Raw genomic sequence first — 15961 nt, forward strand, 5'->3', positions numbered from 1 at the left:
CCCCATTTTTTCTCCCGATTCTGAATACAGGCATTTGCATGCATTGCGCGCTTTATGATGCCGGTCGCTGTCGTTCGTGCCAGTGGCTGGAAAAATCCTATCCGCAACAGCTCAACGACAAGCAGTCGCTGCTGGAACAACTGCTGGCTGAGAGGCCGGTAGGCGAATGGTTGCCGCCGGTGGAATCCGCGCAGCAAGGGTTTCGTAATAAAGCCAAAATGGTGGTGAGCGGTAGCGTGGAGCGGCCGATTTTCGGCATGGTGGCGCGCGACGGGGAACCGGTCGATCTCTGTGCCTGTCCGCTCTATCCCGACAGCTTCAGCGCGGTGTTCACGCTACTTAAACCCTTTATCGCCCGTGCGGGTTTAACGCCGTATAACGTGGCGCGCAAACGCGGTGAGCTGAAGTTCCTGTTGCTGACGGAGAGTACCCAGGGCGGCATGATGCTGCGTTTTGTGCTGCGATCCACCAGCAAGCTGCAGCAGCTGCGCGATGCCTTGCCGTGGCTGCAACAGCAGCTGCCGCAGCTGAAGGTGATCTCCGCCAATATTCAGCCGGTGCATATGGCGATTCTTGAAGGCGATGAAGAGATTGCGCTGACGCCGGATCAGTCGCTGGCGGAGCGTTTTAATCAGGTGCCGCTCTATATCCGCCCGCAAAGCTTCTTCCAGACCAACCCACAGGTTGCCGCCGATCTCTACGCCACCGCGCGTGATTGGGTCGCGCAGTTGCCGGTTAGCAGCATGTGGGATCTGTTTTGTGGCGTTGGGGGATTTGGTTTGCACTGCGCCACGCCGGAGATGCAGCTGACCGGCATCGAAATCAATGCTGAAGCCATCGCCTGTGCGCAGCAGTCGGCGCAGCAGCTTGGATTAGAAAAAGTGAGTTTTGCCGCGCTGGATTCCACGCAGTTCGCCACGTCGCGGGAAGCGGTGCCGCAGCTGGTGCTGGTGAATCCGCCGCGTCGCGGTATCGGCGCGGAGTTGTGTGCTTATCTCAGTGAGATGGCACCCGATTACATTCTCTATTCCAGCTGCAATCCCACCAGCATGGCGCAGGATATTGCGCGTCTGGCGGAGTATGACGTGAGCCGCGTGCAGCTGTTCGACATGTTCCCGCATACCGTGCATTTTGAAGTGCTGTGTTTGTTAAGCAAGAAGGGCGGAACAGCGTAGCGTTCACCGGAACGGAGGACGTGCAGAACCTGTCTGGCGCCCGCCACGCTATCCCATAATGCTTATTCCGGGAACCACTTCTGATTGATTTGCTGCCAGGTGCCGTTGGCTTTCAACGCCACTAACGCGCTGTTCAGCTCATTCAGCAGCGGCTCATTGCCTTTGCGTACCGCAATGCCTAAACCGGTGCCAAAGAAGTCGGTATCGGTGATGTGCTCGCCGACCGCGCTGAGATCGTCATTGGCCTTCAGCCACTGATTCACCACCGCCGTATCACCAAACACGCCGTTCAGCCGACCGTTTTTCAGATCGAGAATCGCGTTCTGATAGCTGTCATACGCCACCGCAATCACCTCCGGATGTTTCTCCAGCAGGTATTTCTGATGCGTGGTGCCGTTCTCAACGCCAACACGTTTGCCTTTCAGCTGGCTGAAGTCGGTGAACTGGCCTTTATGCGCAATCACAATCGCCGAGTTAGCGTAGTAAGGCTGGGTGAAATCGACCTGCTTGCTGCGATCGGCGGTGATATCCATGCCGGAAATGACCGCGTCGTAGCGACGGAATTTCAGCGACGGAATCAGGCTATCGAAGGCGTTGTTGGTGAAAGTGCAATCCGCTTTCATCTGCTGACACAGTGCTTTTGCCAAATCGATATCGAAGCCAACGATTTGGTTATCGTGATCAAGGGATTCGAACGGAGGATAAGTTGCGGAAGAGGCGAAGCGGATTTTTTCAGCCGCATAAGCATTCATTGCCAGAGTTGCCAGCGCAGCAGCAACGATCCATTTTTTCATTATGTAACTCCTGTAAACCATGCCAGATACGGAACGGGTTACACGATGCCAGTTAATGAATTTATATGCAATATTTTTGCTTATTAATTTAAATGGAAACAGGCGCCGTTTCAGGCGCCTGTTGTGGTGACATTAGTTGCGGCGCTCAAATGCCAGCGCACGCTTCTCAACCAAGCGCATCATCAATGTTAGCAAGCCGTTAACCACCAAATAGATCAGGCCCGCGGCCGCGTACACCGAAATATCGTAAGTACGGCCATACAACAGCTGCCCGTGGCCCATCACTTCCATCAGCGTAATGGTGTAAGCCAGCGAGGTACTTTTGAATACCAGCACCACTTCATTGGAGTAGGACGATAGGGCGCGCTTGAAGGCGTACGGCAGCAGAATGCGCAGCGTATCTTTGCGGTTCATGCCGAGTGCCGCGCAGGATTGCCATTGACCAGATGGAATGGCACGCACCGCACCGTAAAACAGCTGGGTGGTGTAAGCCGCACTGTTGAGTGACAGCGCCAGCAGCGCGCACAACCACGGCTGCGACAGCAGATGCCACAACCACGGAATGTTCTGGATGCTGGGGAACTGGCCGGGACCGTAATAGATTAGGAAGATTTGCACCAGCAGCGGCGTGCCAGTGAACAAAGTGATATAGCCTTTCACCAGCCAATTCAGCACCGGCACTTTGAGCGCCAGCACGATGGTGCAGAGTACCGAGAGCACCAAAGCCGCAAACAGCGAAGCCACGGTCAGCGTCAAGCTGGTGTGTAACCCTTTCAGCAGCTCGGGTAAGTAATCCAGCATGCTTAAGCCCCTCGCTCAAAACGCGTGGTGCGCAATTCAATGCGGCGCAGTACGAACTGACTGAACAGCGTGATAATCAGATAGATTGCCGCCGCCACCAGATACCAGGTAAACGGCTCTTGCGTGCGCGTGGCAATGCTTTTGGTTTGCAGCATCAGATCGTTGACGCTGATCAGCGAGACCAGCGCGGTATCCTTCAGCAAAACCAGCCATTGATTGCCCAAACCTGGCAGCGCGTGACGCCACATCTGCGGCATGATCAGGCGCAGGAAAATCGCCGACTTCTTCATGCCCAGCGCCTGGCCCGATTCCCATTGGCCGACCGGAACCGCTTTCAGCGCGCCGCGCAGGGTTTGTGACGCATAGGCGGAATAGAGCATCGCCAGCGCAATCACACCACACAGGAAAGGACTGACGTCGAAGTTTTCAATCTGCACCTGCACCGGAATGTTGAACAGGCCGAGATTGATGTGGAAGCCATCTGAGAGCGTCAGCAGCAGCTGAGAAGCGCCGAAATAGATAAACAGCACCACCAGAATTTCCGGCAGGCCGCGAATCAGCGTGACCAGCGCGGTACCGATCCACGCCAGCGGTTTCCAGCGTACCGATTCCCAACCAGCAAAAATCATCGCCAGCACAAGGCCGGAGATCAGTGCACAAACGGCAAGGCCGACGGTCATACCGGCGGCGCTTGCGAGTGGAATCATTTCATTCATCAGAAATTACTGCTGGAACCATTTGCTATAGATGGTTTTGTAGGTGCCGTCCGCTTTGATCTTCTCCAGCGCCGCATTGAACTTGCCCTGCAGCTCGCTGTTGCCCTGACGCACGGCAATCCCTAAACCGGTACCGAAGTAATCTTTATCCGTCACTTTCTCACCCAGCGGCGCGAGGTTGGCATTCTGCTTCAGCCACTCGTTCACCACCGCGGTGTCACCGAACACGGCGTCGATACGGCCGTTTTTCAGATCCAGCACCGCATTCTGATAGCTGTCGTAAGGCACAACGGTGATGTCGCTGTGCTTGTCAGAGAGATATTTCTGATGCGTGGTGCCGTTCTGCACGCCAACACGTTTGCCTTTCAGCGCGGCCACGTCAGTCATTTTGCCTTTCTGCGCAATGAAAATGGCAGAGTTGTCGTAGTAGGGCTTGGAGAACAGCACTTGCTTCTCACGATCTGGCGTGATGTCCATACCTGCCATCACCGCGTCAAAACGGCGGAACTTCAGGCTGGGAATCAGGCTGTCGAACGCCTGATTAGTGAAGGTGCAGGTCGCATCCATCTCTTTACACAGCGCGTTAGCCAGATCGACATCAAAGCCCTGAATTTTGTTATCAGAGTCGACGAATTCAAACGGAGGATAAGAAGCCTCGGTAGCAAAACGCAGTGTCTGTGCCGCTGAAGCGCTGAGGCTCAGGCCAGCAAGGAGGGCAGCAATTACAACTTTTTTCATTAGAAGCATCCTGACTTAATGCGAAAGATAATTAGCAAACGCGTCGGTTTGCGGCTGTGTAAAGTGGCTGGCATCGCCTTGCTCAACAATGTGACCGTTTTCCATATACACCACGCGGCTGGCGGTTTTACGCGCCACTTCCACTTCGTGCGTGACGATCACTTGTGTGATGTTGGTCTGTGCCAGCTCACGAATAATGCTGACGATCTGGGCGGTGATTTCAGGATCGAGCGCGGCGGTCGGTTCATCAAACAGCAGCACCTGCGGCTCCATCATCAGTGCACGGGCAATCGCGACGCGCTGCTGCTGTCCACCGGAAAGATGCAGCGGAAAGCGATCGGCGTACGGCGTCAGGCGCAGACGATCCAGCAGCTTTTCAGCACGCGCACGTGCGGCGTCTTTGCTGAGACCGAGCACGCGGCACGGCGCTTCAATCAGGTTTTGCACCACGCTCAGGTGCGGCCACAGATTGTATTGCTGGAATACCATGCCCACGTTCTGCCGCAGCTCGCGAATCGCGCTGTCGGAAGGGGCTTTGGTGAAATCAAACTGGTTGCCGGCAATCTGCAGGCTGCCGGAACGCGGTTGCTCCAGCAAGTTGAGGACACGCAGGAGCGAACTTTTACCCGCGCCACTCGGGCCGAGCAACACCAGCGTTTCACCCTGCGGACAAGCCAGGTTGATATCGAACAGTGCCTGATGGGCACCGTAAAAACAGTTTATGGCGTTTAGTTGAATACTCATGCGCAAAAAATGAATAGTAATTAGTGTCGCGGATTTTAACGTCACCAGAATAGTTATGCAATTGTGGTGGGTTAATATTTATTTAAGAGCAGTGAAACCTTCAAAGCGTAGCACAATATTGCGCAACTCAAGGTGGATGAGGGCTGGCGCGCGCTATTTAGTTCACAAAATATCAACAAAAAGCGCCGCAAGGATGCGGCGCGCTAATCAATGGTGTTAACTGCGGGAAAAGTGAACGGTTACTTTTTCGCTTCCAGCAGTTGCGTCAGTGAACCGCCGCCAGCGTGGGGCACCTGGCCGACATAACGCACATCATCAACCACCCAGCAAGTGCCTTCATGGATCATCAGCACTTCATCTTTCCAGGTTTTGTTATCGCGGCTCAGCTCAACGCGCAGCGGGATATTGCGCGCATCGCGATTAGGAATGGTGGATGCGCTGGCAACCTCCGCCGAAGTTGGGCCTTGCGCCAGGCTGGAGAAGAGATCGCCTTGGCTCCAGGCCGCCGGTTTCGGGTTTTGGCCGTTGGCGGTAAGCAATTTTTGATAGAGACGATCGCTCAGGTAAGGGCGATATTTCGCCAGCGTGTTGCTGTCTGGCAAACCTTGTGTCGGCTGGCTGACGCGTAAATCGTAGAACTGTTGCGCCACGTTATCCGGACCGCCTTCAACACAGGCCGCGGTGCGCGGGCCATTATCCTTAATGACCGGCTCAACGGTGGTACACGCACTCAGCAGCAACGCTGCAGGAATAAGCAGCGCAAAGGCATTGTTTCTCATCTCGATTTCCTTATTGTTCACTGGCAAAGCGCCATTTTTAGCATAGAGTATAGCCTTGCTTTTAAGCGCTACGAGCTGATTCAGAAAAGGAGAACACCATGAAATTTTCTACAACGCCCACGCTGGAAGGACACAGCATCAGTGAATATTGCGGCGTGGTCGCCGGCGAAGCGATTCTCGGCGCCAATATTTTCCGCGATTTCTTCGCCGGCATCCGCGATATCGTCGGTGGCCGCTCTGGCGCCTACGAAAAAGAGTTGCGAAAAGCGCGCCAGATTGCCTTTAAAGAGCTGGAGGAGCAGGCGAAAGCGCTCGGCGCCAACGCGGTGGTGGGCATTGATATCGACTACGAAACCGTGGGTAAAGAGGGCAGCATGTTGATGGTGAGCGTCACCGGCACCGCCGTGATCATTCGCTAATGCGCATGGTGGTTCTGTTGGCGATGGCGCTGTTACTGAGCGCTTGTCAGTCATCGATTGAAGCGCGCCACGGTTATTGGGTCGATACCGCGCATCCGGCGCAGGGCGCGCGACCGCGCATTAAAGTGGTGGTGATTCACTACACCGCCGAGGATTTCTCCAGTTCGCTGGCAACGCTGACCGACAGGGACGTTAGCGCGCACTACCTGATTCCGCAGCATCCGCCGCAGAAAAACGGCAAGGGCGTGGTGTGGCAGCTGGTGCCGGAAAGCCAGCTCGCGTGGCATGCGGGCCCGAGTTTTTGGCGCGGCGCAACGCGCATCAATGACACTTCGATTGGCATTGAAATCGTCAACAGCGGTTATCGCCGCACTTTGACGGGTTTGCAGTGGCAGCCTTTTACGCCGCAGCAAATCAGCGCGCTGATGGCGCTGGTGGAGGACATCACCCAGCGCTACGGCATCGCGCCGGAAAATGTGGTCGGACACAGCGATATCGCGCCGCAGCGTAAGCAGGATCCCGGTCCGCTGTTTCCGTGGCAGCAACTGGCTGAGCAGGGTTTAGGCGCGTGGCCTGAGCAGGCAACGGTGCAGCGTTATCTTAACGGGCGCGCCGCGGATGAGGGCGTGGATCAGGCAGAATTGCTGGATGCGCTGCAGCGCTATGGCTACGACGTCGCGGCGGCAACCACGCCGCAGATGCAGCGCAAGCTGATTGCAGCGTTTCAGATGCATTTCCGCCCGCGTGATTATCGCGGCATCGCCGATGCGGAAACCCTGGCGATCGCGCGTGCGTTATTAGCGAAGTACGGTGCGGCGCAGTGATGCGCCGCATTGGTTGCCATACATGGCGCCGGTGTGTTTACTGCTGCAGGAACGCCTGCCAGTGTGCCACCAGCCGTTGCAGATCCTGACGGCTGACATCCAGATGCGTGACAATACGCGTCACGGGCCCGACGCTGATTAACACATCGCCCGACTGCATCCAGCTTTTCAGCGCTTCAACTTTCTCCGTTGGCACTTTCACAAACAGCATGTTGGTGTGCTGATTGATCACCTCAACGCCGATGGCACTGAGCTGCTCGCCTAACCACGCCGCGTTGTCATGATCGTCTTTGAGACGCGCGACATTGTGCTTTAATGCATACAGGCCCGCAGCGGCCAGAATGCCCGACTGACGCATGCCGCCGCCGGTCATTTTGCGCCAGCGCCGCGCTTGCTCAATGTACGCTTCATCGCCACACAGCAGCGAACCAATCGGCGTGCCGAGTCCTTTTGACAGGCAGATGGTTAAGGTGTCGCAGTAACGCGCAATCGCTTCCAGCTCAACATTCTGTTCCACCACGGCGTTAAAAATACGCGCCCCATCAATGTGCAGCGCCAGCTTGCGCTCGCGGGTGAATGTCCACGCTTGCTCCAGATAGCTCAGCGGCAGCACTTTACCGTGATGGGTGTTTTCCAGGCTCAAGAGACGCGTGCGGGCGAAGTGGAAATCGTCGGGTTTGATGGCGGCGGCGACATCCGCCAGCGGCAGAGAGCCATCTGCGGCATGCAGAATCGGCTGCGGCTGAATGCTGCCGAGCACTGCCGCACCACCGGCTTCATATTTGTAATTGTGCGCCTGCTGACCCACGATATATTCATCACCGCGCTGGCAGTGACACAGCAGCGCTACCAGATTAGCTTGCGTGCCTGTGGGGAAGAACAGGGCGGCGGCTTTGCCGCTCAAGCGTGCGGCTTCGACTTCCAGTGCGTATACGGTGGGGTCATCGCGGTAGACATCATCGCCGGTTTCGGCTGCCATCATGGCATCGAGCATGGCAGCACTCGGGCGGGTTACGGTATCACTGCGTAAATCGATCACGTCGCTCTCCTGAAATAAAAAAGCGGGCAGAGCGCCCGCGTTATCATCATGTTTGGCCTGAATTGTTTTACCTCAGCCAGTTGGTTTTCGCCAGCTCCACTATCTCATCACCACGTCCATTCAGAATGGCGCGCATCATATAGAGGCTAAAACCTTTGGCCTGCTCGGCTTTGATCTGCGGCGGCATCGACAACTCTTCCTTGGCGGTAATCACGTCAAGCAGCACTGGACCGTCATGCGCAAAGGCTTCCTGCAGCGCGCCGTTAAGATCGGAGGCTTTCTCGACGCGAATGCCTTTGATACCGCAGGCGGCGGCGATGGCGGCGAAATCAGGGTTTTCGAGATCGGTGCCATCGGTTAGATAGCCGCCAGCTTTCATCTCCATCGCCACAAAGCCCAGCACGCTGTTATTGAAGATCACCAGTTTCACCGGCAGCTTCAGTTGCGCCACCGAAATGAAATCGCCCATCAACATGCTAAAACCACCGTCGCCACACAGCGCCACCACCTGACGCTGCTTGTCCAGCGACTGTGCGCCCAACGCCTGCGGCATGGCGTTGGCCATCGACCCGTGATTGAACGAGCCGATTAACCGGCGTTTACCGTTCATCTTCAGATAGCGCGCCGCCCACACGGTTGGCGTGCCGACGTCGCAGGTAAAGATCGCATCGTCATCGGCATATTCACTGATTTGCTGGGCCAGATATTGCGGATGAATCGCCAGCTTGTCATTGGCGGTGGCCAATTCGTCCAGCCCTTTACGTGCATCGACATAATGTGCCAGCGCTTTGTCCAGATGCTGGCGATCGGTTTTACTGCTGAGCTGCGGCTGCAGCGCATGCAAGGTGGTTTTAATGTCACCGACCAGCGCCATATCGACATGGCTGTGCGATCCGAGGCTGCCGGGATTGATGTCGATCTGAATGATTTTGGCATCGGCCGGATAGAAGGCGCGATAGGGGAACTGCGTCCCCAGCAGCACTAAGGTATCGGCGTTCATCATGGCGTGGAAACCGGAGGAGAAGCCAATCAATCCGGTCATGCCGACATCATAAGGGTTGTCGTATTCGATGTGCTCTTTACCGCGCATCGCATGCACGATTGGTGCTTTCAGCGTTTCTGCCAGCTTCACCACTTCGTCGTGTGCGCCAGCACAACCGCTGCCGCACAGCAGGGTGATATTTTTCGCTGCATTCAACGTTTCGGCTAAGGCGGACACTTCGCGGGCGGTTGGCACCACGTGTGGCAACTGCGGTGGATACCATTCGCTGCGTGCGCTTTCCGGCGCCGGCTGCAACGCCACGTCGCCGGGGATCACAATTACCGACACGCCACGATTGAGAATCGCTTTACGCATCGCAATGCCCAGCACCTGCGGCAACTGCTCCGGATTGGAAACCAGCTCGCAATAGTGGCTACATTCGCGGAATAATTCTTGCGGGTGGGTTTCCTGAAAATAGCCGCTACCAATTTCGCTGGAAGGAATGTGGGCGGCGATGGCCAAAACCGGAACGTGATTGCGGTGGCAATCAAACAAACCGTTGATGAGATGCAGGTTGCCCGGTCCACAGGAACCGGCGCATACCGCCAATTCGCCGCTGATTTGTGCTTCAGCGCCAGCGGCGAAGGCCGCCACTTCTTCATGGCGCGTCGGCATCCATTCGATGGTGCCCATGCGATTCAGGCTGTCGCTCAGCCCGTTGAGAGAGTCACCGGTGACGCCCCAAATGCGTTTCACGCCGGCGTTTTCCAGGGTTTTTGCCAGCATTGCTGCCACAGTTTGCTTCATCGTTATGCTCCTTTCTGGTGTTGAGCCATCCATGCCGATGGCGAAAACGTGTCAGTCAGAAAGCGTAGACGATGAAGCTGGCGTGCAGCCGTGAAAAAATGCGTTATGCCGAGAACAGGGCGATAAGGATTGGCGCCAGCAAACTCATAATAAAACCGTGCACAATCGCAGCGGGCACGATCTCCATGCCGCCGGTGCGTTGCAGGATTGGCAGCGTGAAATCCATTGAGGTTGCGCCGCTCAAGCCCAGCGTCATGCTGCGTTGACGGGTGATCAGCAGCGGGATCAGCATAATGGTGATCAGCTCACGCAGCAGGTCGTTGAAGAAGGCGGCGCTGCCTATCACCGGGCCAAACGATTCGCTCATCAGAATGCCGGAGAGCGAATACCAGCCGAAACCGCTGGCTAACGCCAGGCCGGTTTTAATCGGCAGATCTAATAGCAGTGCGGCAATCACGCCGCCCACCAGCGCACTGCACAGCGATACCAGCGCCACCAGCATGCCGCGCCGATTGATGGTGATTTGACGCAGCGTCATGCCGCTGCTGCGCAGCTGTATACCGACCAGCAATAGCATCAGCATCAACGCGTATTCACTGATGGTCGAGGCGTGACGCAGCGGCGCCCACTGACTCAAACCCAGCAGAAAGCCCGCCAGCACCGAACCGCACAGCTTAAGCGATTCCAGCGCCATATGCAGCCTTGACGGCAGCGCTTGAGGTTTGTGCTGATGACGCCACGGCCAGCGCCGCTCCAGCAGCCACAGCGCCAGCAGCGAGCAGGCAAGAATACTCAGCATACTTACCAGCGCGATGTGGAAAATGGCCAGCAGATTGCTGCTCAGGTTATCGAGAAACGCCAGGCTGGTGCCCATAAAGAACAGAATGATGTAGACCAGCGCGCTCAACGTGCGGCCAACCGCGTGTAAAAGTGTGGTGTGCCGCAGCGGCAGCAGATAGCCGAGAATCAGCGGCAAAAGGATGATAATCAATCCGTACATGTGGGTTTTCTATCCATGATTGGCGGGCTGCCACGCTAGCGAAAAACGGTTGAAGTGTAAACCTTTTCCCCCGGCGCTGACTTGACCAACGCAGCGTGGCGGACCATGCTCAGGCAAAGCATCGGATGGAATGTATGATGATTCTGGAACATATCGATATTCACGGTTTTCGCGGTATTAACCGGCTGTCATTGCCGTTGACCAACACAAATTTGCTGATTGGGGAAAATGCCTGGGGTAAATCGAGCCTGCTCGATGCCTTAACGCTGTTGCTGGCACCCGCCGCCGAACCCTATCAATTCACTGAACACGACTTCCACTTTCCTCCCGGCGATATTGATGCCCGCATGCGTCAGTTGCAGCTGGTATTTCGTTTTCGCGCCCAAAGCAATGATGAAAGCGCGTTGTTTCAGCCCTTCTGGCAGCACGATGAGCACGGCCGCTATATTCGTTTTAGCACCCGCGCTAAACGTCAGGATCAGGGTGTAAAAACCACCTGGCGTTTCATCGATCAACATAACGATGTGTTGCCGCTGGCGGGCACCGACGCGGCGCTGGCACATCTGCGCGCTTTTTATCCGGTATTGCGTTTACGCGATGCGCGTTTTGGCCGTCGTAACCGCCATGCTGACAGCGATGTGGAACGCCGCGCGACGACGCTGACGGCACTGGCACAGGAAGTGGAAAATCTGACGCGTGATTTGGTGGTGCGGCCACAAATGCTAAGCGACGATCTGTTGCGTCAGGGGTTGCACACCATGCAGCAGCTGCTGGAACACTATTTTCTGGTGCAGCAGTCAGGCAGTAGCGCGCCGCGCGTGGCACCGGAAGTTCGTGATGGCAGCGAAGGTTGGCGATCGCTGGATAAACTAAACCACCTGATTGCCGGTACGGAATCGCGCAGTCGTCAGGTGATTTTGCTGCGTATGTTCTCGCTGTTGATTCAGGCGCACGGCAACGAACCGCTGCCAGCAGGCGCGCATCCGCTGCTGCTGGTGGAAGATCCGGAGACGCGGCTGCATCCCATTATGCTGTCGGTGGCGTGGAATTTACTGGAGCTGATGCCGCTGCAAAAAATCGCCACCACCAACTCGGGCGAACTGTTATCGCAGGTGCCGCTGGAGAATATCTGTCGGCTGGTGCGCGAACCCGCGCGCGTGGCGGCATGGCGTATTGGGCCCGAAGGTTTAAGTGCTGAAGAGAGCCGCCGTATCGGTTTCCATATCCGCGTGAATCGTCCTTCGGCGCTGTTTGCCCGCTGCTGGCTGCTGGTGGAAGGCGAAACCGAAGTGTGGATTATTAATGAGCTGGCGCGGCAGCGTGGCTATCACTTCGCCGCAGAAGGGGTGAAAGTGATTGAGTTTGCGCAATCGGGTTTGAAACCGCTGCTGAAGTTTGCCCAACGCATGGGCATCGCCTGGCATGTGCTGACCGATGGCGACCAGGCGGGCAGCAAATATGCGGCTACCGCCCGCAGTCAGCTGCCATCAGCGGCGCGGGAAAGCGATCATCTCACGCAATTTCCGGCACCGGATATCGAACATTTTCTCTACAAGCAGGGTTTCAGCGATGTTTATCACCAGACGGCGCACCTGCCGTTAAACGCGCCGATGAATACGCGGCGTATTATTAGTAAAGCCATTCAGCACAGCTCGAAACCTGAGCTGGCGATTGCCGTCGCGATGGTTGCGGCTGAACGCGGGCCACAGGCGATTCCGCCGTTGCTGAATCAGCTGTTTGCGCACGTGATGTGGTTGGCGCGCGGTCGGGCGGATTGAGGAAAGGGTAAGATGCGCCAAATAAAAATGCCAGCGTCTGCGGCTGGCATTTTTTTTCGGGAGTGGTCAGAATATGTGAAACAGCATGCGCGTTAAGCGACCGCGGCTTGCGTGGCTTCACAGGGCACGATCAGGCTGGCATGATTGCCTTTTGGTCCTTCATGGACATCAAACTGAACCTGCTGGCCAGCTTTCAGCGTTCTGTATCCCTCCATCTGAATCGTGGAGTAGTGTGCGAAGATATCGTCGCCGCCGCTAATCGGACAGATAAACCCGAAGCCTTTGGCGTTGTTGAACCATTTTACTGTACCCGTCTCCATGCTTTTACTTCCCTCGCAAGACATTTTGATAAGTAGGTGAGGTCATTGAAGCTGTGAGTCGAGTTTGTTTAAAACTCAATCAGCTTGTGTTAGTAGAATGTAGAGAAACGGACCTTATCGTCAAGCAAACGGCCCTGGCGGACGGGGATAAATTCATCAAAATTTGAGGCAGTTAACGCTATTGCAAATTTTGTGATACAGGTCGCGCATGTGCTTTTAGGGCCAGTTTTTATCATCTGAAAACCGGCTTGACAGGCATGTTAAACTTTAGGAATGGGCGCAGAGATGTGCACAACCGTAACGCAGAATTTCGACGGAACATTATGGCAAACACAAACGACTGGCTTAATTTTGAACATCTAGCCGAAGATAAAGTACGCGAAGGGTTAAAGCCGCCTTCAATGTATAAAGTCATTCTCAATAATGACGATTATACACCTATGGAATTTGTTATTGACGTTCTGCAAAAGTTCTTTTCTTATGATATTGAACGTGCAACGCAGCTGATGTTGAAAGTTCACTACCATGGAAAAGCAATCTGTGGTGTATTCACTGCAGAAGTGGCGGAGACCAAAGTAGCCCAGGTGAACAATTACGCACGAGATAATGAACATCCGTTGCTGTGTACGCTAGAAAAAGCCTGAAGCCATCTCCATATAGGAGATAGGTTGTCAGAGCGATAATTGGGGGAGGTGCCAAATGCTCAATCAAGAACTGGAACTCAGTTTAAACATGGCTTTCGCCAGAGCGCGCGAGCACCGTCATGAGTTTATGACCGTCGAGCATCTGTTGCTGGCATTGCTCAGTAACCCGTCGGCCAGAGAGGCACTGGAAGCCTGCTCGGTGGATATCGTGGCTCTGCGTCAGGAACTCGAAGCCTTCATCGAACAAACCACGCCGGTGCTGCCTGCCAGTGAAGAGGAGCGTGATACCCAACCTACGCTCAGCTTCCAGCGCGTGTTGCAGCGTGCGGTATTCCATGTCCAGTCTTCCGGTCGCAGCGAAGTCGCAGGTGCGAACGTGCTGGTCGCGATTTTTAGCGAGCAGGAGTCGCAAGCGGCTTATCTGCTGCGCAAACACGAAGTGAGCCGCCTCGATGTGGTGAACTTCATCTCCCATGGTACGCGTAAAGACGAACCCGGCCAGCCGCAGAACAATGCGGAGAATCCGGTTAACGAAGAGCAAGCAGGCGGGGAGGATCGTATGGAAAACTTCACCACCAATCTTAATCAGCTTGCTCGTGTCGGCGGAATCGATCCGCTGATCGGCCGCGATAAAGAGCTGGAACGTACTGTTCAGGTATTATGCCGTCGTCGTAAGAACAACCCGCTGCTGGTGGGCGAATCGGGCGTGGGTAAAACCGCGATTGCTGAAGGACTTGCCTGGCGCATTGTGCAGGGCGACGTACCGGAAGTGATGAAAGAGTGCACCATCTATTCACTCGACATCGGTTCGCTGCTGGCGGGTACCAAATACCGTGGTGATTTTGAAAAACGTTTCAAAGCGCTGCTAAAACAGCTGGAACAGGACAGTAACAGCATCCTGTTTATTGATGAAATTCATACCATTATCGGTGCCGGTGCGGCATCGGGTGGCCAGGTCGATGCGGCAAACTTGATCAAACCGTTGCTCTCCAGCGGTAAAATCCGCGTGATGGGTTCAACCACGTATCAGGAGTTCAGCAATATCTTTGAGAAGGATCGTGCGCTGGCGCGTCGTTTCCAGAAGATCGATATTACCGAGCCTTCTGTGGAAGAGACCGTGCAGATTCTCAACGGCCTGAAGCCGAAGTACGAAGCGCACCATGATGTGCGTTATACCGCGAAAGCGGTACGTGCGGCGGTGGAGCTGGCGGTGAAATACATCAACGATCGTCATCTGCCGGATAAAGCGATTGACGTGATCGACGAAGCCGGTGCGCGTGCGCGTCTGGTGCCGGTCAGTAAGCGTAAGAAAACCGTCAACGTTTCGGATATCGAAACGGTGGTGGCGCGCATTGCGCGTATTCCTGAGCAGAGCGTGTCAGCAACCGATCGCGATACGCTGAAAAATCTCGGCGATCGTCTGAAGATGCTGGTGTTTGGTCAGGATAATGCGATTGAAGCACTGACTGAAGCGATCAAGATGAGTCGTGCAGGTTTGGGTCAGGATCGTAAACCGGTTGGTTCCTTCCTGTTTGCGGGCCCAACCGGTGTTGGTAAAACAGAAGTTACTGTCCAGTTAGCGAAAGCGCTGGGTATCGAGCTGCTGCGTTTCGATATGTCTGAGTATATGGAACGTCACACCGTCAGCCGTTTGATTGGTGCGCCTCCGGGTTACGTTGGTTTTGATCAGGGCGGTTTGCTGACCGATGCGGTAATCAAACATCCGCACGCTGTGGTGCTGTTGGATGAAATCGAGAAAGCGCACCCGGATGTCTTCAACCTGCTGCTGCAGGTGATGGACAACGGTATGTTGACCGATAACAACGGCCGCAAAGCAGACTTCCGTAACGTGGTGCTGGTGATGACCACCAACGCCGGTGTGCGTGAGACTGAACGTAAGTCGATTGGCCTGATTCATCAGGACAACAGTACCGACGCGATGGAAGAGATCAAAAAGATCTTCACGCCAGAGTTCCGTAACCGCCTCGACAACATTATCTGGTTCCGTCACCTGTCTCAGGAAGTGATTCATCAGGTCGTGGATAAGTTTATCGTCGAGTTGCAGGCTCAACTGGATGCGAAGGGCGTATCGCTGGAAGTTAGCGATGACGCGCGCGATTGGCTGGCTGATAAAGGTTACGACAAAGCGATGGGTGCACGTCCGATGGCACGTGCCGTACAGGAAAATCTGAAGAAACCGTTGGCGAATGAACTGCTGTTTGGTTCACTGGTTGATGGTGGATCGGTATCAGTAGCGCTGGATAAAGATAAAAACCAGCTTACTTACCACTTCCTGAGTGCGGAGAAACGTAAAACCGAAGGTACTGTGCACTAAGCGAAATGCAGATATGAAAAAGGCCGGATGCGAATCCGGCCTTTTTTTCGCGCTATGTAAATATAA

At 55.2% G+C, this 15961-nt stretch carries 16 protein-coding genes; 6 read left to right on the top strand and 10 right to left on the bottom strand.

Features of this window, described 5'->3' with window-relative positions:
• Nucleotides 1–38 precede the first annotated feature (38 nt).
• The gene (rlmC, locus tag AC6I8A_RS06995; protein WP_497818243.1) at nucleotides 39–1175 is read left to right on the top strand and encodes a 23S rRNA (uracil(747)-C(5))-methyltransferase RlmC; all 1137 of its coding nucleotides are present in this window, start codon (nucleotides 39–41) and stop codon (nucleotides 1173–1175) included.
• A gap of 62 nt (nucleotides 1176–1237) precedes the next feature.
• Here rlmC and artJ (AC6I8A_RS07000) read toward each other — a convergent pair whose 3' ends face one another.
• From artJ (AC6I8A_RS07000) to AC6I8A_RS07025, 6 genes are all read right to left on the bottom strand, one after another.
• Nucleotides 1238–1969, bottom strand: coding sequence for an arginine ABC transporter substrate-binding protein (gene artJ / locus AC6I8A_RS07000; protein WP_097094391.1), 732 nt, complete (start codon nucleotides 1967–1969; stop codon nucleotides 1238–1240).
• Nucleotides 1970–2101: 132 nt separating this feature from the next.
• The gene (artM, locus tag AC6I8A_RS07005; protein ID WP_256696070.1) at nucleotides 2102–2770 is read right to left on the bottom strand and encodes an arginine ABC transporter permease ArtM; all 669 of its coding nucleotides are present in this window, start codon (nucleotides 2768–2770) and stop codon (nucleotides 2102–2104) included.
• 2 nt (nucleotides 2771–2772) lie between these two features.
• Entirely contained in the window at nucleotides 2773–3486 is a 714-nt protein-coding gene (gene artQ / locus AC6I8A_RS07010) for an arginine ABC transporter permease ArtQ (protein ID WP_256696071.1), read from the bottom strand.
• A 6-nt stretch (nucleotides 3487–3492) separates the two neighbouring features.
• A complete protein-coding gene (gene artJ / locus AC6I8A_RS07015; protein WP_265297180.1) occupies nucleotides 3493–4224 on the bottom strand; it encodes an arginine ABC transporter substrate-binding protein in 732 nt (243 codons plus the stop codon).
• Between the two features lie 15 nt (nucleotides 4225–4239).
• The gene (gene artP, locus AC6I8A_RS07020) at nucleotides 4240–4968 is read right to left on the bottom strand and encodes an arginine ABC transporter ATP-binding protein ArtP (protein WP_008102444.1); all 729 of its coding nucleotides are present in this window, start codon (nucleotides 4966–4968) and stop codon (nucleotides 4240–4242) included.
• A 239-nt stretch (nucleotides 4969–5207) separates the two neighbouring features.
• A complete protein-coding gene (locus tag AC6I8A_RS07025; RefSeq protein WP_479489966.1) occupies nucleotides 5208–5747 on the bottom strand; it encodes a lipoprotein in 540 nt (179 codons plus the stop codon).
• A 98-nt stretch (nucleotides 5748–5845) separates the two neighbouring features.
• Between AC6I8A_RS07025 and AC6I8A_RS07030 the strand changes: the two genes are divergently transcribed.
• Both AC6I8A_RS07030 and AC6I8A_RS07035 read left to right on the top strand, forming a co-directional pair.
• Complete coding sequence (locus AC6I8A_RS07030) at nucleotides 5846–6166, top strand: heavy metal-binding domain-containing protein (RefSeq protein ID WP_007887640.1); 321 nt, start codon at nucleotides 5846–5848, stop codon at nucleotides 6164–6166.
• Nucleotides 6166–6990, top strand: coding sequence for an N-acetylmuramoyl-L-alanine amidase (locus AC6I8A_RS07035; RefSeq protein ID WP_497818244.1), 825 nt, complete (start codon nucleotides 6166–6168; stop codon nucleotides 6988–6990). The genes AC6I8A_RS07030 and AC6I8A_RS07035 overlap by 1 nt, the downstream gene beginning before the upstream one ends.
• Nucleotides 6991–7027: 37 nt before the next feature.
• On the opposite strand, the gene ltaE is transcribed toward AC6I8A_RS07035, so the two are convergent.
• The 3 genes from ltaE to AC6I8A_RS07050 form a co-directional block, all read right to left on the bottom strand.
• Nucleotides 7028–8029 (bottom strand): low-specificity L-threonine aldolase, encoded by a 1002-nt coding sequence (gene ltaE / locus AC6I8A_RS07040; RefSeq protein WP_256696075.1) that lies wholly within the window; start codon nucleotides 8027–8029, stop codon nucleotides 7028–7030.
• A gap of 67 nt (nucleotides 8030–8096) precedes the next feature.
• Nucleotides 8097–9818 (bottom strand): ubiquinone-dependent pyruvate dehydrogenase, encoded by a 1722-nt coding sequence (poxB, locus tag AC6I8A_RS07045; protein WP_497818245.1) that lies wholly within the window; start codon nucleotides 9816–9818, stop codon nucleotides 8097–8099.
• 103 nt (nucleotides 9819–9921) lie between these two features.
• Nucleotides 9922–10818, bottom strand: a complete 897-nt coding sequence (locus tag AC6I8A_RS07050) for a LysO family transporter (RefSeq protein ID WP_497818246.1) — start codon at nucleotides 10816–10818, stop codon at nucleotides 9922–9924.
• Between the two features lie 137 nt (nucleotides 10819–10955).
• On the opposite strand from AC6I8A_RS07050, the gene AC6I8A_RS07055 reads away from it, so the two are divergent.
• Nucleotides 10956–12596, top strand: a complete 1641-nt coding sequence (locus AC6I8A_RS07055; RefSeq protein ID WP_497818937.1) for a DUF2813 domain-containing protein — start codon at nucleotides 10956–10958, stop codon at nucleotides 12594–12596.
• Between the two features lie 92 nt (nucleotides 12597–12688).
• On the opposite strand, the gene cspD is transcribed toward AC6I8A_RS07055, so the two are convergent.
• Nucleotides 12689–12916 carry a cold shock-like protein CspD gene (gene cspD, locus AC6I8A_RS07060; protein WP_007887624.1) on the bottom strand — a complete coding sequence of 76 codons (228 nt, stop codon included), beginning with the start codon at nucleotides 12914–12916 and terminating at the stop codon, nucleotides 12689–12691.
• 323 nt (nucleotides 12917–13239) lie between these two features.
• On the opposite strand from cspD, the gene clpS reads away from it, so the two are divergent.
• Nucleotides 13240–13560 carry an ATP-dependent Clp protease adapter ClpS gene (clpS, locus tag AC6I8A_RS07065; protein ID WP_007887621.1) on the top strand — a complete coding sequence of 107 codons (321 nt, stop codon included), beginning with the start codon at nucleotides 13240–13242 and terminating at the stop codon, nucleotides 13558–13560.
• Between the two features lie 55 nt (nucleotides 13561–13615).
• Nucleotides 13616–15895, top strand: a complete 2280-nt coding sequence (clpA, locus tag AC6I8A_RS07070; RefSeq protein WP_008102430.1) for an ATP-dependent Clp protease ATP-binding subunit ClpA — start codon at nucleotides 13616–13618, stop codon at nucleotides 15893–15895.
• The last annotated feature ends 66 nt before the right edge of the window (nucleotides 15896–15961 follow it).

The organism is Pantoea sp. X-Soil-ISGK-275 (assembly GCF_059730795.1).